We start from the raw sequence: 24,478 nt of genomic DNA, 5'->3' as shown, positions 1-24,478 counted from the left end.
ATTCGGATGTATTTTGTCAATAAAACATAAAAATTCCTGTAAGAAATAATTTGTTTATATATATTGTTTCTTTTTGCCATAGAAGTAATATCAGGATTTGTTTTTTTAAATTCTCGAATTAAAATATGAGCTTTATTGTTTATATCCTGATTCATAATTACACGCTTTCAGAACTATGCTCCTTATGATTTAAATTTATAGAGATTTGTAATAATTATACTACTAATTAAATCGGCAAATTATATCTTTATCTTCTCAACCTGCCAATTTTCATTTACCCATAGGCCTATAATTTCTACATCATACCAATGTTTGACTATTTTTATGCATTCTCTTATTTGCATTACTTGAGTGTTCATATTCTCTGGATTTCTGGCACAGTCATAGTGTCCAACTATCGCAATAAGTTTTGAGCCGTGAATATTTATGGAAATGTTTAATCTTTCTTTTATAGAATTTATTAGGCAAATATCTGAGTTTTCAGAAATAATTTTGATTGGTCCTGCTTCAGTAATCATATCGACATATTTTACGTCATAGTTATCTTTTATCCAATTTATAACAGGTTCTTGAGTTCTTCCATCCATGCAATTTATAGTGCTTGCAAAGTCCATAAATTAACACCTCATTTGTGTTTATCATTATTATACAAAAAATTTTAAATAAAAGCACATATTAATCTATTAATATAATGTGCTACAAATAAATTTTTTTATATTTCGAATGATTTTAGGCTTTTTTTATATCCAAATGAGTACCGTATAAATTTATAGGGCTATTGTCAATGTACAAATCTTTTTTATAATTAGCTTTTTTTACTTTTAAGATAGAATTTGTTAAAATTAAAATTTAATTTGGAATATAAATGGATATGCGAAATATTTTATTGCATCTAAAGTTATGTACAAAGATCAGTAATTGAAATGAAAGGAATTTTCTATAAGAAATGAGAAAGAAAACTTTTTTAATTATAACTGTATTTATTCTTATTTTAACTACTATTCCTGATCTTGTAAAGGTTTTTGCTCCAACTGGCGATACTCTAGACACATCATGGTGCTGGCTTCTTGGATATGCATTTTCAAATAATTTGCAATGGGGTAAAGAGATAATATTTACCTTTGGACCTCTTGGCTTTTTGGAGAATACTTATTTTTATAGCAATCATTTGTTATGGCTTATAACAGCTATCACAAGTATTTTTGTAAGACTTAGTTTCTGTGCAATATTTATTTATTTTCTGTATTTATATGTTTTTAAGAACAAAGATTCTAATATTCACAATTCAATAGCATCATATATATATATATATATATAATTGCAATTAGCATCATAGTATCATCTTCTATCCCTATCTCAATGCTTCTTTGCCTGATGGCAACTCTGATAATTGCTGATACTTTTAATTGCGATTTTATAAAAAATAATAAGATTATTTTGATAAGATATGTCTTGTCTGGGGCTTTGTTCGCATTTAGCTCGCTTATCAAATTTAACATTATCCCCTTTTCAATATTATTCTTACTAATATATCCATTTTTAATAGAATATAATTTCAAAAGTAAAAAAAATTTCTTTCAAGGCTTTGTCGGATTATTTTCATTTATCTTAGTTTTTCTACTTATCTATCTACTTATTGGACAAAATTTGTCTAATTTACCTGATCTCTTTATGGGAGTATATGAAATAATAAAAGGATATACTCCAGCAATGTTTTTAAATGGTAGGATTTTACAGACATTTGGTGCGATAACTACACTTTTATATTTTATTTATTTAATTTTAAATTCGTATAAAAATAAGCAAAAAATTCTTTTTTCTCAACTTTTTTTACTTTTATTATTGTTATTTCTTGTTTTTAAAGAAGGTTTTGTTAGACAGGATCCTGGTATAGCTGGCGGACATGCTTTATCCTTTTTTACAGTTTGTATAATTGTAATAGCATTTACCATTCTTCTTTATTCAAGAATGAGGTTGTCAAATAATTTCATAAATTTTATTTTCTTGTTTATATTTTGCTTTAATTTAATTGGTGGTTCAGTAAATATTAACGGTGCCAATAGTACTAAATCCATTATTAATTTTATAAATCTAAGTTTTAACAAACACGAAAGAATCAAACTTCAGCAATCAACAGATAGCGCTATTCGTAACCAATTTAAAATTGATTCAGCGATTCTTCAGACTATTGGAGATAAATCTGTTACAATAATTCCCTGGGATCTTATGATGGCTCAGGGTTATAATTTTAAATTTACCCCACAAATTATCCCACAAGCTTATTCTGCATATACTCCATATCTTGATGAGCAGAATGCAAAGCAAATTTTAAGCGATATAGCTTTGCAAAAAATAATTTACACATTTGAGGATATTGATAACAGATATCCCTTATTCTCTGAGCCATATACTTTTATGGCAATATTATCTTGTTATAGAACTGAAATTCAGGGAAATAGGTATAGTCTTCTTACAAGAAGAGATTCATGTCATGATCTAAATTTGACTTCAATATCAAGTATAAAAACTGAATTAAATCAATGGGTTGATTTGCCCTCAAATGCTGATTTTATGGATATTTATATCAATCCGACCTTTATATCTCATATTATAGATATTCTTTACAAACCTCTTAGCCAAATTTACATATCTTTTAAGCTATCAAACAATCAAATAGTTGGTCCATATAGATTTATTCCTACTGTATCTGGGGATCACCTTTTTGTAAAATATTTTATTAGAAACCAAAGCGATTTAAACGACATAATGAATGGGGATGCTTATAACCTCTTGAAAATAAAATCTTTTAAAATTATTACAAAAGGCATAAACTTAGATTATGATAATAGCTATAATGTGATTTTTTATAATTCTGATGCTAAATTTAAAGATATTAGCTTTTTGACTCAAAACACTCATTTATTAAATCAACCAACCTCTTACACAATAGAATCAATCACATTAAATAATACAAAACCTTTATATAACTTATCACAAAATCCTACACCTCCAACTGATATAAATCTAACAAAAAATGATAAAAATGACATTATCCAAATATCTGGCTGGGCAGTAGACAGCGTTGCAAAAAATGCTGATAGAGGTGTTATTGCAGTAATAGATAATAAATATTTTTATCCGTTAGGAAGTGGAGTCAAAAGACCTGATGTAAGTAAGGCTTTTAATAATTTAAATTATGAATATTCCGGATTTAGTGGTTCAATACCTTTGAACGAATTAAGTTATGGGAAACACATTTTAACCTTAAGAATAATAAATTATGATGAAACTGGTTATTATGAATCTAAGCCAATAGAATTAAATATTGAAAAGTAATGTAGAATAATTATGAATTGTTTTTTTAATTTGTGATCACAACCAATTGGAGGTTCATATTAAAGATTTAGAATTGAATGCTGATAAAGTTTTTCTCACGCATAAAGAAAGGGTAATTAGGTTTATCCTGATAGGTTTAATTTCTGCTGCCTTTAACTTTCTTCTAATATATGTCTTCATAGATCTCTTCAGAATGAACTCTACTCTTTTAAAAAATATTTCTAACTTTATTGCCCTCATCTTGAGCATATTGTTTGCATTTTTTTTACACAGGGCCTGGACATGGAGAGACTGCGTTTTTGAAAAAGGATACAAGCTTTTAAAACAACTAATTCTTTTCTACTCTTCCAACACATTTGCAATTGTCATCAGAACAGTTTCTTTTGCCTTCTTTGACTACTTTTTTAAATTAAACTATATGCTGAATGTTGCAATTGGAATCGGAATAGCATCACTGTTAAATTATGTAGTGTACGACAAGGCAATCTTTAAGAGATAAATCTTACTTAACTAAATTTGGAGGTTAAATTGAGCTTTAAGTATGACGTATGTATAGTTGGCGGTCTAGGTCATGTGGGACTACCACTTGGACTATCCTTTGCAAGCAAAAATCTAAAAACTATCCTGTATGACATTAATAAGGATGCAATAGATCTGGTAAAGAATAAAGTGATGCCCTTTATGGAATACGGTGCAGATGAAATATTAAAAACTACTCTTGATAAAACCCTTTTCGTTACTGACGATAGAGATGTAATTAAGGATTCAAAGTTCATCGTCATAGTAATAGGAACCCCAGTAGATGAGCACCTATCTCCTAATTTTGTCTTATTCAGAGACTTTCTATCACGATTTATAAATCTATTTTCAGATGACCAGCATATAATCTTAAGAAGCACGGTATATCCTGGTACTACTGAAAAGATTGTTGACTACCTTAGAAAGAACAATCTGAAGACAAGGGTATCCTTTTGTCCTGAAAGAATTGCCCAGGGCTATGCTATATCTGAAATATCCAGTCTCCCTCAGATAATCTCATCTGATGACGAAGAATCTTTTTCTGAGGCTGAAAAACTATTTAAGACTATTACGTCAGAAGTAATAAGGCTCTCTTTTATGGAAGCAGAGTTAGCAAAGCTCTTTACAAATGTTTATAGGTATATAAAGTTCTCTATTGCAAATCAGTTCTATCAGATTGCCTCTCAAAACGACCTCGACTTCTACAAGATATATGATGCTATTGTGTATAACTACCCGAGAGCAAAGGACCTTCCTAGAGCAGGCTTTACTGCAGGGCCATGTCTTTTTAAGGATACCATGCAGCTTGCTGCCTTTAGCAAGAACAATTTCTTCTTAGGACATGCAGCTATGCTCGTAAACGAAGGACTTCCTTACTTTCTTGTAGAGCAGCTAAAACAAAGAATATCTCTTGAGAACAAAACAGTAGGCATTCTTGGCATGGCATTTAAGCCAGATAGCGATGACAAGAGAGAATCTCTTTCATACAAGTTAAAACACATATTAGAGTTTGAAAACTGCACGCTCTTTTGCTCAGATCCATTTATAAAAGATCCTAGATTTTTATCCGAAGATGAGTTAATAGAAAAAAGCGATATCATATTCATAGGCTGTCCGCATAGCAAATATAATAATTTAGAGATACCTGATGAAAAGATATTAATTGATCCGTGGAACACTATGTTTAAAAAGGATTTTAAGAATAAAAAACAAATCTAATTTTAGGAGGCTAATTTAATGAAGATACTTGTAACTGGATCTGCTGGTTTTGTAGGAGGATATCTTGTAGAAGAGCTTTTGAACAACGGCCATGAGGTAGTAGGAATAGATAACTTTTCAAAATACGGTGAGCTATCTAAAAGCTATGATACAAATTCAAAGTATAGGCTTGTAAAAGGAGACGTAAAGGATACAGAACTCTTAAAGGAGCTAATCTCTGACTGCGATCAGGTGGTAGCAGGAGCTGCTATGATAGGAGGCATACCGTATTTTCACAAGTTTGCATACGATCTCTTGGCTGAAAACGAAAGGATAATAGCATCTACCTTTGACGCTGCTATATGGGCATTTAAAAACAAGAAATTAAAGAAGATAAACGTACTTTCATCCTCTATGGTATTTGAAAACACATCGGTATTTCCTACTCCAGAGGGAGAAGAGAGAAAGTGTCCGCCTCCATCCTCCACATACGGCTTTCAGAAACTTGCCTGCGAATACTTTGCTCAGGGAGCATGGGAACAATACAGACTTCCATACACCATTATCAGGCCCTTTAACTGTATTGGAATAGGGGAGAGAAGAGCTCTTTCAGATGAGAGCGTTATGTCTGGCAACGTAAAACTTGCTATGAGTCACGTAGTCCCAGATCTGGTCCAAAAGGTCCTAAAGGGCCAAGATCCCCTTCACATACTTGGTAGTGGAAATCAACTCAGACACTATACCTATGGAGGAGACCTTGCAAGGGGTATCAGATATTGTATTGAAAGCGAAAATGCTGTAAACGAGGACTTTAACATATCCACCTCTAAAGCTCACACTGTTCTTGAACTGGCTCAGATTATCTGGAAAAAGATTCACGGCAATTCAAAACCCTTCAGATATGTATCAGATGAGCCATTTCCATACGACGTTCAGAAGAGATCTCCTGACGTATCAAAGGCAAAGAGGCTTCTAAACTTTGAGGCCAAGGTAACCCTGGAAGAGGCCTTAGACGAGATAATCCCATGGATAAAAAAACAAATTGAGCTGGGTAAGGTCTAATTGAACCATGAAATAACCTTAGGAATTGTAGTCCCCGTTTACAACGAAGGGGACAACATCCTTAAAACGCTTAGCGAAATAAAGAATAAGATAAAGTCATACAACAGAATCTACATCGTATATGACTTTGATGAGGATACTACCCTAAAGGCACTAAAAAGCGTTAATTTAGGTGATTACAAAGTATCTCTCTTGAGAAATAAATACGGCAAAGGTGCTCTAAATGCCATAAAGACAGGTATAGAGGAATCTACTGAAGATGCAGTCCTGGTAGTGATGGCAGATCTCTCTGATGACTTATCTGTAGCAGATAAGATGTTTGACCTAATAAGAAATGGATATGACGTGGTTTGCGGCTCAAGGTATATGAAAGGCGGTGCTCAATTTGGCGGACCAAAGCTTAAAGGCCTTCTTTCCAGACTTGCAGGCATCAGCCTTCACTATCTTATAGGTATACCTACTCACGATGTAACGAATAGCTTCAAGATGTACAGTAGAAATGCTCTAAAAAGAATAAATATAGAGAGTACTGGCGGCTTTGAGATAGGCATGGAGATAACTGTAAAGACATTCTTAAACGGTGGTAGGATAGGTGAAGTGCCTTCTACCTGGAAAGACAGGTCTGAGGGCAAATCCAATTTTAAGCTTTTTAGATGGCTTCCAAAATATATTAAGTGGTATGTATATGCAGTGCGTAAGAGATATTTTTAAGAAATTTAGTCTTTCAGATAAGTTTAGAGATAAAATTTACCGGTTGTTGGTTTTGCTTCCATTTGCAATTTATATCGCAGCAGTTTTAATTTTTTCTATAAACATTCCTGCTGATGATGACTACGATGCAGTTTTAGGATTTCTAAACAAATTCGTTACTAGCAATAATCTTGGCGAGAAAGTCTGGCTTTTGTTCTCTCAGCACAATGAACACAGGATATTTTTCAATAGAGTAGTTGAACTGTTGCAATATTGTATTATGGGCAAGGCAAACTTTTATGTACTTTCTATCATAGGCAATCTTGGCTGGGTATTATCATTTTTCGTAATTTATAAGCTTTACAAAAAGAAATTTAATAATTTCAAGTATCTTCTACCCATTTCGATTATATTTTTTTCATTTTTAACGCACACATTAATGTCATGGTCGATGGCATCAATTCAGCAATACTATCAAGTATTATTTCTACTTCTCTCATATTATTTTTTAATTTATAAATTTTCAATTAAGAATGCACTTTTATATCAATTTTTTCTTCTTTTAGGAGTATGGACTGGTGGAGGAGGACTTATTTTCTATATACCTGCAGTAATTTATTTATTTTTTAAAAAAAGAAATAAAGAAGCAATTTTTACAATTATTTTGTTTTTAATTAACGCATATTTTTATTTTATATTTTTTAACTATCAATTCATGTCAAGTGTTTCATTTTCATATTTTCTCAAACATTTCTCTGATATATTAATTTATGTTCTAAACTTTATTGGTAATATTAAGGTTTTAACAAGGTATGAATATATAGTTGGCTTGGTCTTTCTTCTTTGCTCAATTTATATAGCTTTTAAAAAGCGATGCGAATTCCAAATATTGATCCTGTTGGCTGTGACGCTTACTGCACTTGCTGTAGCTATTGATAGAGTTCATTTTGGTATCTGGCAGGCTTTGAGCTCAAGATATTCTATATATCCGATTATTTTGCTTTCTTTTAACTATCTATCAATTTTGCCAGATAAAGATAAAAAATCAAACAATTATATTTATATTATTGCTTTAGGATTATCTATGCTTATTTTTTCTATTGCTATGCCAAATGGAGTTAGAAATCTCATTAAATACGATTCAAACCTTAATTCACAGTGTATTTATTATTTTGATAAAGAAGAGCATGCAGTAAATATTTATGAAGAATCTCACAGGCTGGGTATTTATAATTTGAGTTGCTATAAAAAATAATCTTTAAGTGCTGATGTAGAGATTATTTTAACTCCTGATAACAATTGCAACTGTCATCATGACTGGTATTGGTATCATCACCATCATGAACACTATTACAATCACGGCTATTACGAGTGGCATCATTAAATTTTTCTCTATGTTAAAACCTTGAGGGCGTGATATTTCGCCCTCTTTTTTATTCGGTGATTAAAAATTAAATAAAGTGTTAATATATTTAGAAATAAAATATTGAATTGAGGGTTTAATATATCTCAAAATAATTTGGAATCTTTAGATAATCTTAAATTTACATCCCCAGGTTTAAAGGAGATATTCAAGACTTTTTTGTATCTTGGACTGACTGCTTTTGGCGGTTTGCTGATGATCGTAAATATAAATAAAAAAATTGTTAAAGAGAAACAATGGTTTAGCGATAAAGAATTTCTGGAAGGGCTCGCTCTTTGTCAAACTATTCCTGGTGCTACTATAATTCAGCTTTGCAGTTATATTGGGCTGAAGTTGCGCGGTATCTCTGGATCTGCTGTAAGCCTGGTTGGTTTTATGACCCCTTCATTTTTGTTTATTATTTTTTTCTCTTATTTTTACATCCTTACAAAGGGTTCAGACTTTACAAAGGACATATTTATGAACCTTCAAACGGTGGTAGTAGCACTGATGATCCAGGCTACCTTTGTCATTGGAAAAATGAATATCAAAAACGCAAGGTCTTTTCTTATAGCTATAATTGGCACTATACTTTTTTGGCTAAAATTTAGCTCATTTATGACAATTTTTCTTTCAGCTATCTTAGGGCTCTTCCTTTTTAACAATATTAAAGTAAATTTAAAACAAGATTACGCTGTTGAAGGTAGATATGCTGTATTTAAAAATCTGAAATCGATTTTGTTTATGCTCTTAATTTTAGCATCAGTAATGCTGTTTTCATTTTTCTACAGCAAAAATCTATATAATCTATCTGTTACTTTTGTCAAAATAAGCATAGTGTCTTTTGGAAGCGGTTATTCTGGGACATCACTGATGTTTAAAGAAATAGTAGAAAAATTTCACATGATATCTCCTCAAACCTTTCTCGATGGCATGATATTTGGTAGGGTTACTCCTGGACCTGGTATGGTATCGGTATTCATAGGTTTTGTGATATTCGGCATTTTAGGCGCAGTGGTTGCAATGACCAGCATCTATCTACCTGCCTTGATTGTTCTCATTACAGTGGAGCCTATATTTAGTAAATTGAAAAATTTCTGGATATTTCAAAGGATTATTATGAGCATATTGAGCTCTTTTGTTGGATTGTTAATAAATGTTACATTTACATTTGCGACTCTGATTAGCTGGGATATAAAACAGCTTGTTATATTAGCAGTTTCATTTACAGCACTGTCATTAAAGATCAGCCCTCTGTGGGTAATTCTTGCTACTGCAATAGTCAGTATAGTTTTAAATGTATTTATGACTATACATCTTTAGCTTATCTGAAGACTGAGTAGAGCACCCCAACTATTATTCTATAAAATCCAAACGGTTTAAGATTGTTTGATGAGATAAACTTCAAAAAGGTTTTTACTGATATTATTGCGAATATTAGCGCTGTTATAAAACTAACTGCCATTGGTAAAAGGTTTGCCCCTGCAAGAGCTGAATGGTCTTTTAAGAGCGCGTATGAACCCGCTGCTAAGATTGTAGGAATAGCAAGCAAGAAAGAGAACTCTACTGCTGCCTTTCTTTCAACTCCCAGTAACATTGCGCCAACAATTGTAGCGCCAGAACGCGATACTCCCGGTATGAATGCAAGGGTTTGGATAAATCCAATTGCTAAAGCCTGCTTGTAGCTGATATTTGAAATGTTTACAGTAGAAGGTTTAATCTTCTTGTATTCGACGAGAAGTATGATTACGCCGCCTACAATGAGGGAAAATACTGTAATAGTGTCGTTATATAGAAGAAAGTTTTTAACTATTTTATAGACGAGCAGCCCGATGATTCCCGTAGGGATAAAGGCTACAATTATCTTTTTTATAGTTTCATGATCGACCAAAAGTCTTTTTGCATACAGAATCAAAACTGCAATGACTGCACCAAGCTGCATAACTATTTCATAAATCTTTATAAAATCAGAAGAGGGAATTGATAATAGTTTTCCCACAAGAGTAAGGTTTCCAGCAGCAGAAACCGGTAGAAATTCTAGCACGCCTTCGACAATGCCCAGTATAATAGCATGGATAATATTCATAAATTTATGCTCCCTTATAATATTTAAATTTATATTAAAAACACGTGATTAAATTTATATTAAAAACACTTTGTTGTCAAATTAAGTTTTCATTTTGTTAGTTAAGTATCGCATTTGTTCATTAGGATCTAAAAAATAAATACACATAGATTGTGCTAATGAATATTTAAAGCAAAATATTATATACTATATATTTGTTAAACTTATTTTACTTGTTTCCCGAGGTGGGTTGTGAATAAAAATAATATTGAGATTAGGGCTTTTGCAGGGTTGTATGGACTTTTTAAAGATAGGGGTTTGGATCAGCCTTATATCTTGGATCTGGACAGAGAGATAGATGGATATGAACTCCTTAAAATCCTAAAGCTTGGTGAGGACGATGTGGAGGCTGTTTTCATAAATCACAATACCTGTGGATTGAAAGAAAAGATTAGGCCTGGAGATAGAGTGGGCCTTGTACCGCCAGGAACGCCAGGTGTAGTGAGAACGATGCTTGGCATAAGGGGAGCGAAAAATTAATAAGGTTTACATCATACTTGTAAATTATAACAATTGGCATGACACTATTGAGTGTATTGAGAGCCTATTCAAGTTAAATTACACAAACTTTCAGATAATCGTAGTTGACAACCATTCTGTGAATGATTCTATTGAATATCTAAAGTTGTGGGCTGAAGGGGGATTGGACGTTTGGGTAAATCCTGACAACCCTCTTAGAAAGTTTTCTTTTTCGCCTATCTCAAAGCCAGTTCAATATACTCTCTACAAAGACACTGAGTTTGAAAGCATGAAAGATCTTAGCGGCGATGGCTTGATCTTTATACAATCGGGCTACAACGGCGGATTTTCATTCGGCAATAATCTGGGCATTAAGTATGCATTAAAGAAGGGCGATGCTGATTTTTTTTGGTTTTTAAACAATGACACTGTTGTGGATAGTAACGCGCTTACTTGTGCTTTGAAAATATTTGATAATGACAATAAAATTGGCTTGGTAGGATCGAAAATAATATATTATCACCATACAGATACTATCCAGGCACTATGTGGTAGTAACAAAATAATACCCTGGGACAACAACTCTTTTAAGTGGATATCTTTCAATTCTAAAGATTCTCAAAATTTCAGAAAAAGCTTTGAAATTGAAGGTGCCTTATTTGGTGCAAGTATGGTGGCAAGAAAAGAGTGCTTGAGTGATGCTGGGCTTTTTGATGAAAAATATTTTATGCAGGTTGAAGAAGATGACTTTTGTTTTATGGTTAGGAAACGCAGTTGGAAGATTATCTGCTGCTGTAAATCTGTAATATATCATAAAGTTGGTGCAAGTACAGGCTATGGTACCATAAAGACCTTTTTTGGAAGAAAGAGCTTAAGGAATAATTTTAAAAGATTTTTGCAAACTCCTTGCCTACACTTAAGAAATAGAATTTACTTTACTAAAAAATTTTTTGGAACTTTTTATTTCTATTTATTTCTTATTCTAAATTTTTCTTTTGTATTAAGGCTGATATTTGGAATCATTGTCTATGACGATGAGAAATTTAAGAGAATTAAATTTCTATTAATAGCAGTTTGTGATGGAATCAGAGGGAAAATGGGAAAACCAAAATGGATAAATTCATAACAAGAAAAATTATATATCTAAATCCCAATTCCAAAATGACTCCTATAAAAAAATTTATAGATTTTTTTGGGTATCGATTTTTTTGTAAAAACAAAGCCAATCTTGATAATCTGGATATGAATAACTTTAAGTCTATCTGTATCGTTCAAATGGGACACATTGGTGACTTTCTGCTCAGCACGCCAATGATCAGTGAGATTAGAGAAAATTTTTATGGCAAGCTTATCATTGCTATTAATAAGAACACTTTTGAGCTTGCGTCAAATTTAAAAGGCGTAGACGAGGTAATAGTCTTAGAACATCCAAGAAAAATTTATTCAAGATCAAATGATAACTCTATCCATTCTGCTATAAAATCCTTTTCGAAAATAGATGCTGATATAGTTCTTGAGGTAAGAGGGGACATAAATATTATCCCGTTTATAAACCTTTTTTCAAAATATAAATACTTAGTAGGTTTCAATGTGGGCGGAGCAGGATTTTTGCTTGACAAAGCGCTCGAATATCCCTATGGGAAGCACATTACAGAGACCTACAATATGTTCTTAGAGTTTTTCAAAATTAAAATTCCTGAAATTAGAAAGTTAGATAGCTATTATGATTTGAAAACTCCCAATCCTGTCAAAGAAGATAAATATATAGTAATTGCTGTGGGCCAAACTGGCGCTCGTTCTAAAGATTGGGAGATTAACAATTTCATAAAGCTAATTAATATGTTTTTTGATAAAGGCTATACTGTGGTTTTAATTGGCAAGATTACGCCAGATGAGTCAAAAGAGTATAATAGACTCGGTAATAAAAACCTAATAAATCTAACAAACGAAACAACTTTGATGGAACTTTTTTCTGTCCTGAGGGATACTTATCTTTTTATCGGCTTGGATAGCGGTCCCACTCATGCTGCAGCAATGCTCGGGATAAGAACTGTTGCACTATATAGTGGAGTGCTTGATTTTAATCTATTTAGGCCAATTGAAGTTTTTGGAAATGTCAGCATTATTAAGATCGACGTAGAGTGTGAGAAGTGCTATAAAATTAATTGTGAAAACAATATTTGTATGAAGATGATAACGCCTGAAATGGTCTTTGATAGGTCGATAGAATTAATCAGGGGAAGCTTACGTAATGAATAAAAGAATTTTGATAATTTCAGCCAGAAATTTTGGCGATGCTATAATCTCTACCTCTCTGATAAACTCTTTTGGGAATAATTTTTCTGATTATAAGATTGACCTCTTAACTAGATATGATTTTAAAGAAATTTTTGAAAAGAATCCTTATGTAAATAATATCTATTATGCAAATTTTCCAATGGGCACAAATAAAAATTTTAATTATAAAGAGCTTTTCAGACTTATTAAGGTTATCAATCTTTTGTCTAAAAATAAATATGATTTCGTTTTAAATAATATTGGCGATATAAGAGAGAACTTGCTTGGTAAGTTGATTAAGCCAGAATTAAATATTTCAATTAAATTTGAAAAATCTCATCCATTTAGAAATTTGATTAGATTAAATAATTGCCTGTTTACTGATAAGTGCATCAGCATACCCGCTGAGGTTAAAAATATTTATGATATTCAAGATTTTATCCTATCACAGTTGGGCTGTACTAAAGTCTTGCCTCCAGAGATATATATAAAGGCTAAAAATGAAAAGTCACCTAAAATAATTGGCATACATCCAATGGCAAGTCAGGATTGTAAGTTATGGGATTTTCATAAATGGGAAAATATAATAAATATCTTAAAAAGCGAATATACAATTTGGATTTTTGGTTCGAATAATGAATTTTCTTTACTTAATAAAGTTTTCAGGGCTGCTGTCGATGAAAAAAGAGTTTTTATTAAGACAACCCCATTAGATGAATTTTTTATAAATCTCTCTAAATGCTCTCTCTTAATAGGTCTTGACAGCTTCTCTATTCATGCCGCAAACGCCCTTGGCGTCAAGAGCATCATGATAAGTGGAGGAAATGACTGGGAAATATGGAAACCAAAAAACTGCTATGTTATTTCAAAAGGCAGGTCTGTTTGCAAATTTTATCCGTGTTTCAATAAACCAAAATGTATGAATACATCTGATGAGTATATATGTATGAAGTCTATCGAAGTTGAAGAAGTTCTAAACCTGGTTAATAAAACACTATGCTAAGCGTGATCATACCGACATATAATGCTGAGAAGTATATAGAAAGACTTTTTCAGAGTTTAATTGAAAATCTAAAAAAATCTGATGAGAAATCAGAAATTATATTGATTGATTCTTCTTCCTCTGACGATACTGTTAAGTTAGCTGAGAAATTTGGAGCTATGGTTTACACAGTCCCAAAAGAAGAATTCGACCATGGCGGTACGCGTTCATACGCAGCTAAGATAGCGGCTGGCGATATTTTAATATTTTTTACACAAGACGCTCTGTTGTTTGACGAGCTTTCAATATCGAACTTGACATCACATTTCCAATATAGAGATGTTGGCGCTGTTTATGGCAGGCAAATCTGCTATGAAAACACCAACCCTTTTGGAAGACATCTAAGATTATTTAACTATCCTGAAGAGTTTTTGGTTAAGGAATATAAAGACAAGTCTAAATACGGCATAAAAACAGCTTTTATGTCTAATTCTTTTTGTGCATATAGAAAGACTGCTCTTGATAAGATAGGCTATTTCAAAGAAAGGCTTATAATGGGAGAGGACACCTACGCTGGCGCTCTGCTTTTGAAGGCTGGGTATAAGATAGTTTATGAGCCAAAGGCAATAGTCTTTCATTCCCATAACTACACTGTATTTGAAGAGTTTAGGAGATATTTCGATATCGGCGTCTTTCACAATTCTGAAAGATGGCTTTTGGAAGAGTTTGGCAGCGCGCAGGGAGAGGGCAAAAGATATATAAAATCAGAGCTAAATTTCTTAATCAAAAATGGGCTATATAAATCCTTGCCTGAATATATTCTCAGAAATCTTTTAAAGTATACTGGTTATAAGCTGGGCATGAGTTATAAAATATTGCCAAAATTTCTAATTAAGAAATTCAGTATGCACAAGAGCTGGTGGAATAAAAAATATGATTAAATTGATTATCAAATGATCATGAAAAATTAGAGGTAAGTTTGCAAAGGTTATTTTCAATTAAGAATCTATTTAATAGTCAAGAAAAGAAGAGACTGGTTAGTAATTTTTTCTCTCTTTCTATACTGCAGGTCGCAAATTATCTTTTCCCTTTGATTACCCTTCCATATCTTGTGAGAGTGCTTGGGCCTTCACAATATGGGCTCGTAGCATTCGCTCAGGCTTTTATCGGATACTTTCAAATACTGACCAACTATGGGTTTAACCTATCGGCTACTAGAGAGATTTCAATAAACAGAGAGAATCCCGAAAAGGTGTCAGAAATATTTAGCTCTGTTATTACTATTCAAATCCTACTGGCTATTTTATCTTTTATGGTAATGGCTCTTGTTGTATTTAGCTTTTCGAAGTTTAGAGATGACTGGCTGCTTTACTTTTATACCTTTGGTTTAGTTTTAGGTAACGTTTTGTTTCCAGTATGGTTTTTCCAGGGCATAGAGAGAATGAAATATATTACTTTGCTAAACGTTCTGGCACGATTTGTGTTTACTATTGCAATTTTCGTATTTATTCATGAAGAATCAGATTATATTTATGTGCCGTTGATAAATTCAATTGGTATGGTGCTATCTGGTACGGTAGGTTTGTGGTTAATTTTTAACAGGTTCGGTGTAAACTTTATTATGCCAGATGTAGAGAGTATAAAATATCATCTAAATGAAGGATGGCATATATTTATATCTACTGTGGCTATAAGTTTGTATACAATTTCCAATACTTTTATTTTAGGATTATTTGCGAGTTCAGAAATTGTGGGATATTATTCTGCAGCTGAGAAGATTATAAGAGCTGTTCAAGGGCTTTCAAGCCCTATGTCACAAAGTATTTACCCATATATAAGTAGATTGGTCAGCCAATCAAAAGAATCAGCAATAAAGTTTATTAAAAAAATTATTATTTTAATCGGGAGTTTTACATTTATAATATCTTTGTTAATATTTATTTTTGCAAATTTAATTGTAAAATTACTTTTAGGACTACAGTATAATGAATCCGTCATAATTTTAAGAATTATATCTTTTTTACCCTTTATAATAGCTTTGAGTAATATTTTTGGAACACAAACAATGTTAACATTTGGTTATAAAAAGACTTTTTCAAGGATTTTAATATTTGCAAGTGTTATAAATATTACTTTATCTTTTGTTTTGATACCTATATTTAAAGCTAATGGAACTGCATTTTCAGCATTGATTTCAGAAATTTATGTTTCGCTAGCAATGTTTATTTATTTGAAAAATAAATTAATATTTTAGAGGAGAAAAATGTTTGATTTTATAATAGTTGGCGCAGGGCTTTCTGGATGTGTAATTGCAGAAAGAATAGCTAAAGTATTAGATCAAAAAGTATTAATAATAGAAAAGAGGAACCATATTGGTGGAAACTGTTATGATTATAAGGACAAAAATAATATAATCGTTCATAAGTATGGACCCCATATCTTCCATACAGACTACAAAGATGTATTTGATTACCTTTCGAATTTTACAGAGTGGCATCACTATCAACATAAAATTTTGGCTTTTATAGATGGCAAAAAGATTCCAATACCTTTTAATCTTAATACTCTTTATGAAGTTTTCCCAAAAAATTTTGCTGTGAAATTAGAAAATAAATTACTAGAAAAATACCAATATAATTCTAAGATTCCTATACTTGACCTTTTAAAAGAAAAAGATAAAGATTTGGAATTTCTTGCAACTTTTATATACGATAAAGTATTTAAAAACTATACCGTGAAGCAGTGGGGTCTGAATCCTGAAGAAATATCTCCAGATGTAACTGCAAGGGTGCCAATAAATATAAATAGAGATAATAGATATTTTACTGATAAATACCAGGGAGTCCCCAAAGATGGGTATTCAAAAATGATTGAGAATATGCTTTGTCATCCAAATATTAAAATAATGTTTAACACTGATTTTAAAGAAGTAATAGATATAGATTTTGAAACAAAAAAAATTGTTTTTATGGGCAATGAATTTCAAGGCAAACTAGTCTTTACTGGAATGATAGATGAATTATTTAAATTCAAATATAAAAATTTGCCTTATAGAAGTTTAGATTTGAAATTTGAAACAGTTGATAAAGAATATTACCAAAAGGTAGCAGTAGTAAACTACCCGAATGATTACGATTTTACAAGGATTACCGAATTCAAACATTTATATTTTATAGAGTCTATAAAGACTACGATTTTAAAAGAATACCCAAAAGATTATGAAGCAGGTGTAGATATACCTTATTATCCTATATTTACTGAGGAAAATCAGAAGCTTTATAGCAGATATAAAGAAGAGGCAGATAAGTTTGAAAATCTTTTTCTGGTAGGCAGGCTTGCTGAGTACAAATATTATGATATGGATGATGCCATAAAAATGGCATTGGAAGTGTTTGAGGAGAAGATTAGGTGATAGAAATATACCCAAATACTAAGATTTATATTGCTGTTCCTGCATCAATATTTACTGGTGGTCCAGAATTATTACATCAATTAATGTTTCAATTAAAAAATGTTCTAAAAATTGATAATGTATTTATGTATTACTATCCACTTGGTTCTTCTGATCCTATACATCCTAACTTTAAAATTTATAATCCTACCCCAATAGATTTTATTGAAGATTCTCAAAATAATTTACTTATTGTTCCAGAAACAAGCTCGTTATTTATTAATTATTCTCAGATTAGAAAAGCATTATGGTGGTTAAGTGTCGATAACTTTTATTTAAACTTTATAATAAATTCTAAAATAAACTTTTTTTTCCCAAGATTAATCAATAAAATACTTAAAACAATTATAAATCATAATATATTTGATATTGTAGAAATTGCCTTAAATAGTAAAAAATTTCAACGATTTGTTCTACCTGATTATATTGAAACTATAAATTATCATTTATGTCAGAGTTTTTATGCTAAAGAATTTATTAAAAAAGGTGGTATATCTCAAGACAAAATTTATTTTTTATCTGATTATTTAAATAGCTCGTTTCTTAGTATTAATACAGATTTGTCTCAAAAAGACAATTTAGTGGCATATAATCCCAAGAAAGGAAGCTCTTTTACTAAAAAAATAATTTCAAATTCTAAAGATATTAAATTTATCCCCTTAATTAATATGAGCAGAACACAAGTAATATCTACACTTCAAAAAGCAAAAGTTTATATTGATTTTGGTAACCATCCAGGTAAAGATCGTATTCCTAGAGAAGCTGCAATATTAGGTTGTTGTGTAATAACTGGTAAAAGAGGTTCAGCTGCCTTTTTCGAGGATGTTTCTATACCAGATGAATACAAATTTGAAGATAAAGATGAAAATATACCAAAGATAATATCCAAAATGAAAGATTGCTTAGAAAATTTTGAAAGTATATATAAGGACTTTGATCTCTATAGGGAGAAAATTAAAGATGAGCCTCAAAAATTCATAGAGGATTTAAAAAAAATATTTGTAAAAGTTGAGAATGACCAACCTATAATTTGATTTTTCCTTTTGAAATTTTGCGTTAAGCTCAATTTAAATTTTTATAAAGATAGCTTAAAAAACTAATTTGAATGGGAAAAGTTAATTTTTTTGTGTGCCTAATATGTACAAATAATTTAAAATGTTGTTTGGTCTTTTGAGTCTTAAAATTTCCTTTATGACATAGAAAGCGGTGATAAATATCTCTAGAACAGTATATAGTAAGTATTATTATGATTGTGATGAATTTAATGCTGATATCCAATTTGATATTTATTTTGAATTTGAAAATATTGTAGCTTTCAGTAATCGGAAAGAAATTTTAACACAAGATAAGAACTCAAATGAAAATTCATTAGAAAAACATAATGAGATAACAATAATTACGAAATTTGAGTTGGAACAAAATGAACCGATATTGGAAGCAGCTCGATATTCTCGAAAAAATCTTTTAATTGTTGAGGGAATTATAACTTTTTTTATTGGACTTCCATTAAGTGAAGTTCGTTGTGATGAAAGTCTAATGAGATGTTCTCCGATTTTTTATGACAAACAAAATTTGCATATGTATATTGAGGGTATAAATTATACGTCTGATTTAATCAAATTATTAGATCGAGTTGGTAATGAACACGAGCCAGTTATTAGTCTTTTAGATAGGTGGCGAAAAGCTGTATTTTTAAAGTACGAGAGTTCTGAATCTGATTTATATAACGAAGAAGCGATTTTGAGTTTTTTTCTTATATTTGAGTTATTAGGAGAGAGTGTGAAAGATGGGTTAAAAAACAAATTAACAAATAACATTAAGCATATACTACAAAATTATTACGAAGAATTATATTTATCTAATTTTCAGGTTGAACAAATGATTAATAAGAAAATTAAACCCATTAAGAGTGTTTTGATTGGAGATTATTTGCCTTTAAGGATTAAAATAGAGTTTTTTTTGAAAAAGTACGATATGTTAGATTTAACTACTTCTAATTTTGTAGAAAATATAATTAAAACAAGAAATACTATTGCTCATGGCAGAATTAATAATAGAACTAATAGTAAGGAAAAATTTATTTGGCCTATATCACCATTCTTTAATTTAGTAAGAGATTCATATAATATTGTTGAACTTCTTTATTATATGACAGCGATTATGATTTCAAAATTCTTAGGTTTAAACCGCTGGATAGATATTTGGAAGGATATAAAAGCATGCTTTTCTCCACCTATAGAATTAATTAAAGATTTTTTTGATAATAAGCTAGATAATGAAATATTTAATACTGAAATGTTGTTAACAGGTAATCAATACAATATTACTTGGAGAACTATCTTCCAGAGTTATATTTCTCATTTCAACTCATTAAAGTTAAATAAAATGGAAAAAAACTAAAGATCCATTTTATAGAGACACAAGTAGATGAAGAGAATTCAATGGATATATTAAATATATCTATATTATTTGCAGATTCACAAGATAATGAAATTAAAAACAAAGCAATTGAAAACATTAAAACAATTGCAATCAATCAATGGTGTGATTGGTCTGATCTTAGAGATATTTACCAATATTTAGATTTTTACAACGTTGATATAAAATGGTTTAAACAATTTTACTATCAAATTAAACAATTCTACTATCAAAAATCTGATGGTAAAGATGGGAATATTGATTTTCCTGAACCATCAAGTTAATGAATTTTATTATCAAAAATACTTTGATGTGAAATGAGAAATATTGATAAATTTATTTGTCTAAATACATTAAGAAATATTGATTGTTTTAGAGTAGGAAAGTACATTTAATCCTGATACCTAATTTCTTCACTCCCACATATAAAAATTTGTTACCTTTTCGATAGATTATTCGTATAATATTAGTCGAGTTAATTTTATTTTTATTTAATCTATTTTAAATAGCAAAGGGTGAGTTTAAAATTAATACTATATATAAACTTCCAAATTTTTTAATTGTAGGAGCCTCAAAAGCAGGAACTACCAGTTTGTATCATTATCTTTCAAAACATCCACAGGTTTTTATGAGTAAAATAAAAGAACCTAAGTTTTTTTCTTATATATCTGGTCACAAAAATTTTAATGGTCCTGGTGACTCTGAGGGGGAAAGGGATATTATAAAAACATTCGAAGATTATAGGAGATTGTTTTTGAATGTCAATAGCTCAAAGGTGCTGGGGGAATGTAGTGTGGACAGCTTATATTATTATGAATCTGTGATACCAAAAATTAAAGAGCATTTAGGTAAAGAGGTTAAGATTTTTATCATCCTAAGAAATCCGATTGATAGAGCCTATTCTTCATATATTTATCATCTACGAGATGGCAGAGAAAATCTATCATTTGAAGATGCACTTAATGATGAAGAGAAGAGAATAAGGGATAATTGGGAATTTATGTGGCATTATAAGTTAGTTGGGTTATATTTTAATCAAGTAAAGGCATATCTTGATAACTTTAAGAGCACTAAGATCTGTTTATTTGAAGATCTCAAAGAAAACCCTGATGGTTTGATGAAAGAGCTTTTTAACTTCCTAGGTGTGGATCCAGAATTTGTTTCTGATGATTTAGGGATAAAATATAACAAATCAGGAATCCCAAGACACAGATCTCTGTATAACTTTTTAAATAAGCCAAATCTATTTAAGGCCGTAGTTAAAAATTTCTTCCCGAAAAACTTTAGAATAAAGTTAAAAAATGAATTTATGCAAAAATTACTTATAAAGCCTGATGGGATAAATGAAGATACGAGGGGGTATCTGATAAATTTTTATAAAGAAGATATAATAAGACTTCAAAAGTTGATAGATAGGGATTTATCCAGTTGGCTAAAGTAACAGAAACTATCTAAGTTAAATTTTTTTATCTACAAAAATTCTACCTGATTCTTAACACTCAAAAAACTCGACCATCATAGTGACAAAATTAGCGTTTTCATTAGGGATGAAGTTAGCGTCCTTTAACAGTCGCAATTTTTGCTATTGACTGCTGCCCACAAAAGGTATAAACTTTGGACGTTTCTTTTTCAAAAAATGTTGTGAAAAATTGTCAAAAACAAATTAATGATTTATTGGAGTGATTTATCTTAATGATTGATTTAGGTTTTATCTTATTCTATCTTTCAGTCGGTTTTTATATTTTAGGTGCAATTGTGCCACTTGCTTTTTCAAAAAATAAAACGCTATCTTTGAAAATCGGTTCATATTTTGGTTTAACTGCTTCAGCTCTTGGTTTTATGTCGGGCGTTTTTATATTTTTATTGCCAAATCCAATTTTGTTTAATCTTTTAGTTATTGCTCCAAATATAGTGCTGCAATTTTATTTTGATAAGCTTTGCGCCTTTTTTCTTTTAATTCTTTCTGCAATCAATTTTTTGATTATGATATATTCTTTGGAATACATGAAGTCTTATCTAAACGACAATATCGCTAAATTTTCCTTTTTTTATAATTTATTTATTTGTTCGATGTCAATTTTGTTTTTGGTTTCTAACTCGATTACATTTTTGATTTTTTGGGAGTTAATGAGCATTCTTTCTTATTTTCTTGTAACTTTTGAATACAGGCATCAGCATGTTAGAAAAGCTGGATTTTTTTATATATTTATGACTCATTTTGGAACTGTTTTTATTATCTCTGGGCTCTTGTATTGGGGGACATTTTCAAATGGATTAAGCTTTGATGCTATGAAGATTGCTGCTATGCATATGAGCATGTTTTCTAAATCCATTATCTTCTTATGCTTTCTGATAGGCTTTGGAACAAAAGCTGGTATTGTTCCTTTGCATATCTGGCTTCCAATGGCACATCCTTCTGCACCGAGCAATGTATCTGCGATGATGAGTTCTGTTATGATCAAGACTGCTATATATGGAATTTTTAGATTTGTAATCGATATGCTGGGTGTGGGCCCTATCTGGTGGGGGAGTGTTATACTCTTCATTGGGATAGCATCGTCTTTGATCGGCGTTCTTTATGCCTTGATGGAGCACGATATTAAAAAACTTTTAGCATATCATAGTGTTGAAAATATTGGGATAATCTTTATGGGAGTCGGTTTAGGTGCGATTTTCTCATCAATGTCTCTATATACTTTTGCTGCTATTGCCTACTGCGCTTCTTTGTTTCATGTTTTGAACCATGCTGTTTTCAAGAGCTTGCTTTTCCTTTCTGCAGGTTCGATTAGTAAAATAATCGGAACACGAGATATGGAGCATTATGGTGGATTGATAAAAAATATGCCTAAAACTGCTTTATCTTTTTTGATTGGATCATTGGCAATTTCAGCTATCCCTCCCCTTAATGGGTTTGCTAGCGAATATCAAATATATATTTCGATGCTAAATCTGTCTTACTTTGCGCATTCTTACTGGAAGCTTTTTGCTATATTGTCTCCTGTAGCATTAATTTTAACTGGTGCACTTGCTGCTGCTTGTTTTGTAAAGGCTTTTTCTGTATCATTTTTGGCTTTGCCGCGCTCATCTGAAGCAAAGAATGCAAAGGAGCCAAATCTGATGATTATCCTACCAGAAGCTATACTTGCCTTTAGCTGTATATTACTCGGTTTATTAGCTTCCAATATACTTTTTTATATTTCTAAAATACTGTTACAGATAGATTCAAATTTTAATGTTGTCTATTTTCAAACGACAAATCTTTTATTTTTTATAATTTTTGGAATATTCTTTAGTTTATCTATAATTTTTGGTAAAATTTTTGGACTATTTGAGATTAGAAAGGTCCCCACATGGGGATGCGGCATTAGCTTAAACTCTAAGATGGAATATACTGCTGCGTCTTTTTCTCAACCAATAAGGCGAACTTATTCATTTTTTCTGAGACCACATAGAAAGATCACGCTTAATCCTGCTAAGCCATTGGATATTTTATTCTCTGAGGATTTAAAGCCTCCATTTACTACTTATTTATATAGCCCAATAAGAAAATTTATATTAAATTTTTCTATTAAAATGAGATTTCTTCAAAGCGGTTATGTGCATTTTTATCTTGCATATATATTTATTACATTGGTGGTGCTTTTGTTATGGTATCGATAAATCCATCATTAATTTTGGTTTCAATAATTCAAGTTATTATTGCATTGGTTTTTTCTCCTCTTGTAAGTGGGATTATTAGGAAAATAAAATCATATTTCCAATCCAGGAAGGGGGCGTCTGTATTTCAGCCATATAGAGACCTTTTAAAATTCTTTAAAAAGGAATCGACAATCTCTGAAAATTCATCGATAATATCCATTTTTGCTCCTTTTATTGTCTTTGCTTCATACCTAAGCGCTTGTGTTTTGTTCCCCTTTCTTGGTTTTAAAAATGGTTCGGGATATGACCTTATTACATTTATATATTGTTTTGGAGTAGCGAGATTTTTTATTGCATTGGCTGGAATGGAATCAGGTTCGAGTTTTGGAGGCATGGGTTCTAGCAGAGAAATGATGATATCAGCTCTTTCTGAGCCAGTTTTCTCTATAGTCTTGTTTGCTCTTTCGTTAAGTGTCCTTTCGTATAATCTTAATAGCATGCTTTCATCTGGATGGTCTATTCCAGGGATTTTGCTGAGCATTTCTATGTTTATAATTGTAATAGCAGAGTCTTCAAGATTGCCAGTAGACAATCCTGATACCCATTTAGAGCTTAGCATGGTTCATGAAGGAATGATTCTTGAATATTCTGGCCCTCTTTTGGGAATTTTTCACTATGCATCTATGTTAAAGCAATTTATTTTAATTGCTTTATTCGTAAGTATTTTCTCCCCTAATATAGAAAATTTTGTTTTGGCTATTTTTATAAAGTTTTTATTATTTCTTCTTACTGTCTTTTTAATAGCATTTATTGAATCTATCGTTCCTAAGATGAGACTTTTCAAATTGCCTGGATTTTTCTTTGCTACTGGCATACTGGGTGTTCTTGCAATTTTAATATATTTTATAAAATAATTTTAGG

The 24,478-nt window shown here is 31.0% G+C and carries 23 protein-coding genes; 21 read left to right on the top strand and 2 right to left on the bottom strand.

The annotated features are described in order from the left end of the window. Positions 1–239 precede the first annotated feature (239 nt). A complete protein-coding gene (locus V4762_RS02770; protein ID WP_347314252.1) occupies positions 240–614 on the bottom strand; it encodes a carbonic anhydrase in 375 nt (124 codons plus the stop codon). A 332-nt stretch (positions 615–946) separates the two neighbouring features. Between V4762_RS02770 and V4762_RS02765 the strand changes: the two genes are divergently transcribed. The 8 genes from V4762_RS02765 (at position 947) to chrA (ending at position 9,529) form a co-directional block, all read left to right on the top strand. Beyond that, positions 947–1,318 carry a hypothetical protein gene (locus V4762_RS02765; protein ID WP_347314251.1) on the top strand — a complete coding sequence of 124 codons (372 nt, stop codon included), beginning with the start codon at positions 947–949 and terminating at the stop codon, positions 1,316–1,318. 656 nt (positions 1,319–1,974) lie between these two features. Then, positions 1,975–3,336, top strand: a complete 1,362-nt coding sequence (locus V4762_RS02760) for a hypothetical protein (protein WP_347314250.1) — start codon at positions 1,975–1,977, stop codon at positions 3,334–3,336. A 46-nt stretch (positions 3,337–3,382) separates the two neighbouring features. Beyond that, entirely contained in the window at positions 3,383–3,835 is a 453-nt protein-coding gene (locus tag V4762_RS02755; protein WP_347314249.1) for a GtrA family protein, read from the top strand. A gap of 29 nt (positions 3,836–3,864) precedes the next feature. Then, positions 3,865–5,073, top strand: coding sequence for a nucleotide sugar dehydrogenase (locus V4762_RS02750; protein ID WP_347314248.1), 1,209 nt, complete (start codon positions 3,865–3,867; stop codon positions 5,071–5,073). A gap of 18 nt (positions 5,074–5,091) precedes the next feature. Then, the gene (locus tag V4762_RS02745; RefSeq protein WP_347314247.1) at positions 5,092–6,114 is read left to right on the top strand and encodes an NAD-dependent epimerase/dehydratase family protein; all 1,023 of its coding nucleotides are present in this window, start codon (positions 5,092–5,094) and stop codon (positions 6,112–6,114) included. Next, positions 6,115–6,825: a glycosyltransferase family 2 protein gene (locus V4762_RS02740; protein ID WP_347314246.1), complete on the top strand. Its 711-nt coding sequence runs from the start codon at positions 6,115–6,117 to the stop codon at positions 6,823–6,825. It abuts the gene before it with no gap. Continuing rightward, positions 6,800–8,059 carry a hypothetical protein gene (locus V4762_RS02735; protein WP_347314245.1) on the top strand — a complete coding sequence of 420 codons (1,260 nt, stop codon included), beginning with the start codon at positions 6,800–6,802 and terminating at the stop codon, positions 8,057–8,059. Before V4762_RS02740 ends, V4762_RS02735 begins: the two co-directional genes overlap by 26 nt. A gap of 264 nt (positions 8,060–8,323) precedes the next feature. Next, positions 8,324–9,529: a chromate efflux transporter gene (gene chrA, locus V4762_RS02730; protein WP_347314244.1), complete on the top strand. Its 1,206-nt coding sequence runs from the start codon at positions 8,324–8,326 to the stop codon at positions 9,527–9,529. 1 nt (position 9,530) lies between these two features. On the opposite strand, the gene uppP is transcribed toward chrA, so the two are convergent. Further along, positions 9,531–10,292: an undecaprenyl-diphosphatase UppP gene (gene uppP / locus V4762_RS02725; protein WP_347314243.1), complete on the bottom strand. Its 762-nt coding sequence runs from the start codon at positions 10,290–10,292 to the stop codon at positions 9,531–9,533. A 231-nt stretch (positions 10,293–10,523) separates the two neighbouring features. On the opposite strand from uppP, the gene V4762_RS02720 reads away from it, so the two are divergent. The 13 genes from V4762_RS02720 to V4762_RS02660 all read left to right on the top strand — a co-directional run bounded on the left by V4762_RS02720 (position 10,524) and on the right by V4762_RS02660 (position 24,471). Next, positions 10,524–10,811 (top strand): MoaD/ThiS family protein, encoded by a 288-nt coding sequence (locus V4762_RS02720; RefSeq protein ID WP_347314242.1) that lies wholly within the window; start codon positions 10,524–10,526, stop codon positions 10,809–10,811. Then, complete coding sequence (locus V4762_RS02715; RefSeq protein ID WP_458646933.1) at positions 10,807–11,916, top strand: glycosyltransferase family 2 protein; 1,110 nt, start codon at positions 10,807–10,809, stop codon at positions 11,914–11,916. The genes V4762_RS02720 and V4762_RS02715 overlap by 5 nt, the downstream gene beginning before the upstream one ends. Next, positions 11,901–13,049, top strand: a complete 1,149-nt coding sequence (locus V4762_RS02710; RefSeq protein ID WP_347314240.1) for a glycosyltransferase family 9 protein — start codon at positions 11,901–11,903, stop codon at positions 13,047–13,049. The genes V4762_RS02715 and V4762_RS02710 overlap by 16 nt, the downstream gene beginning before the upstream one ends. Next, positions 13,042–14,070, top strand: coding sequence for a glycosyltransferase family 9 protein (locus V4762_RS02705; protein WP_347314239.1), 1,029 nt, complete (start codon positions 13,042–13,044; stop codon positions 14,068–14,070). Before V4762_RS02710 ends, V4762_RS02705 begins: the two co-directional genes overlap by 8 nt. After that, on the top strand, positions 14,064–14,990 hold the full coding sequence (locus V4762_RS02700; RefSeq protein ID WP_347314238.1) for a glycosyltransferase family 2 protein: 927 nt from the start codon (positions 14,064–14,066) through the stop codon (positions 14,988–14,990). Before V4762_RS02705 ends, V4762_RS02700 begins: the two co-directional genes overlap by 7 nt. 38 nt (positions 14,991–15,028) lie before the next feature. Beyond that, entirely contained in the window at positions 15,029–16,303 is a 1,275-nt protein-coding gene (locus V4762_RS02695; protein WP_347314237.1) for a flippase, read from the top strand. Positions 16,304–16,312: 9 nt separating this feature from the next. Next, positions 16,313–17,461 carry a UDP-galactopyranose mutase gene (gene glf, locus V4762_RS02690; RefSeq protein ID WP_347314236.1) on the top strand — a complete coding sequence of 383 codons (1,149 nt, stop codon included), beginning with the start codon at positions 16,313–16,315 and terminating at the stop codon, positions 17,459–17,461. Further along, on the top strand, positions 17,458–18,534 hold the full coding sequence (locus tag V4762_RS02685) for a hypothetical protein (RefSeq protein ID WP_347314235.1): 1,077 nt from the start codon (positions 17,458–17,460) through the stop codon (positions 18,532–18,534). The genes glf and V4762_RS02685 overlap by 4 nt, the downstream gene beginning before the upstream one ends. Positions 18,535–18,706: 172 nt before the next feature. After that, complete coding sequence (locus V4762_RS02680) at positions 18,707–19,900, top strand: hypothetical protein (RefSeq protein ID WP_347314234.1); 1,194 nt, start codon at positions 18,707–18,709, stop codon at positions 19,898–19,900. A 41-nt stretch (positions 19,901–19,941) separates the two neighbouring features. Continuing rightward, positions 19,942–20,202: a hypothetical protein gene (locus V4762_RS02675; protein WP_347314233.1), complete on the top strand. Its 261-nt coding sequence runs from the start codon at positions 19,942–19,944 to the stop codon at positions 20,200–20,202. A gap of 221 nt (positions 20,203–20,423) precedes the next feature. Then, complete coding sequence (locus tag V4762_RS02670) at positions 20,424–21,359, top strand: sulfotransferase domain-containing protein (RefSeq protein WP_347314290.1); 936 nt, start codon at positions 20,424–20,426, stop codon at positions 21,357–21,359. A gap of 251 nt (positions 21,360–21,610) precedes the next feature. Then, positions 21,611–23,578, top strand: a complete 1,968-nt coding sequence (locus V4762_RS02665; RefSeq protein WP_347314232.1) for a proton-conducting transporter transmembrane domain-containing protein — start codon at positions 21,611–21,613, stop codon at positions 23,576–23,578. Then, entirely contained in the window at positions 23,566–24,471 is a 906-nt protein-coding gene (locus tag V4762_RS02660) for a respiratory chain complex I subunit 1 family protein (RefSeq protein WP_347314231.1), read from the top strand. Before V4762_RS02665 ends, V4762_RS02660 begins: the two co-directional genes overlap by 13 nt. The last annotated feature ends 7 nt before the right edge of the window (positions 24,472–24,478 follow it).

The organism is Thermodesulfobium sp. 4217-1 (assembly GCF_039822205.1).
Taxonomy (GTDB): domain Bacteria; phylum Thermodesulfobiota; class Thermodesulfobiia; order Thermodesulfobiales; family Thermodesulfobiaceae; genus Thermodesulfobium.
Note: the sequence above shows the minus strand (reverse complement) of the source record. Positions and strands in the feature narration are given on the sequence as shown.

Coding starts and splice junctions, on each gene's coding strand:
- V4762_RS02705 (WP_347314239.1), top strand. CDS start 13,042: ATGAATAAAAGAATTTTGATAATTTCAGCCAGAAATTTTGGCGATGCT.
- V4762_RS02735 (WP_347314245.1), top strand. CDS start 6,800: ATGCAGTGCGTAAGAGATATTTTTAAGAAATTTAGTCTTTCAGATAAG.
- V4762_RS02675 (WP_347314233.1), top strand. CDS start 19,942: ATGGATATATTAAATATATCTATATTATTTGCAGATTCACAAGATAAT.
- uppP (WP_347314243.1), bottom strand. CDS start 10,292: ATGAATATTATCCATGCTATTATACTGGGCATTGTCGAAGGCGTGCTA.
- glf (WP_347314236.1), top strand. CDS start 16,313: ATGTTTGATTTTATAATAGTTGGCGCAGGGCTTTCTGGATGTGTAATT.
- V4762_RS02745 (WP_347314247.1), top strand. CDS start 5,092: ATGAAGATACTTGTAACTGGATCTGCTGGTTTTGTAGGAGGATATCTT.
- V4762_RS02665 (WP_347314232.1), top strand. CDS start 21,611: ATGATTGATTTAGGTTTTATCTTATTCTATCTTTCAGTCGGTTTTTAT.
- V4762_RS02765 (WP_347314251.1), top strand. CDS start 947: ATGAGAAAGAAAACTTTTTTAATTATAACTGTATTTATTCTTATTTTA.
- V4762_RS02770 (WP_347314252.1), bottom strand. CDS start 614: ATGGACTTTGCAAGCACTATAAATTGCATGGATGGAAGAACTCAAGAA.
- V4762_RS02700 (WP_347314238.1), top strand. CDS start 14,064: ATGCTAAGCGTGATCATACCGACATATAATGCTGAGAAGTATATAGAA.
- V4762_RS02710 (WP_347314240.1), top strand. CDS start 11,901: ATGGATAAATTCATAACAAGAAAAATTATATATCTAAATCCCAATTCC.
- V4762_RS02660 (WP_347314231.1), top strand. CDS start 23,566: ATGGTATCGATAAATCCATCATTAATTTTGGTTTCAATAATTCAAGTT.